The 576-nt window shown below is 37.0% G+C and carries 1 protein-coding gene; it reads left to right on the plus strand.

The window, feature by feature from the left end; all coding sequences use genetic code 11:
- Positions 1–402, plus strand: a 402-nt coding sequence (locus DLK05_RS16785) for an integrase core domain-containing protein (protein ID WP_148114127.1), incomplete at its 5' end; no start/stop codon positions are given.
- Positions 403–576 lie beyond the last annotated feature (174 nt).

The following is a 576-nucleotide window of genomic DNA, read 5'->3' on the forward strand; positions in this document are numbered from 1 at the left end:
GTACTTGCGCATAGAGTATCGATTAGTATGGAGGTTACATTTTGCATAGAAACATTAAATGAAGCTATTGAAAAATATGGTCGACCTGAAATATTTAATACAGACCAAGGCAGTCAGTTTACCAGTGATGCATTTATTGATGTATTGAAATCAAATGGCATTCAAATCAGTATGGATGGTAAAGGTCGATGGGTTGATAATGTGATGGTTGAACGATTATGGCGGAGCGTTAAATATGAAGAGGTGTATCTCAAAGCCTACAGCAATGTTTTGGATGCGAAGAAGCAATTAAACGCATATTTTGAATTTTATAATTTGAAACGACCTCATTCGAGTCTGGACAAAATGACTCCAGATGAGTTTTACTATGACCAGCTACCACAACAAAATAAGGTAGCTTAACTAGAGCAGAGTATCACTTATAAATAAGCTTTTAGTTGTTCAAACATGTGGGACCACCTCTAAATGATGGTTCTTGAATATAGTCTTCGTAAGCACACTTCGCATCCTGTGAATATTACTTGGATGCAACTGAGTCATGACACAAACAGTCCTTGGTATACCAACCAGGAGACT

This window comes from Ancylomarina longa, from assembly GCF_003996985.1.
Classification (GTDB): Bacteria; Bacteroidota; Bacteroidia; order Bacteroidales; family Marinifilaceae; genus Ancylomarina_A; species Ancylomarina_A longa.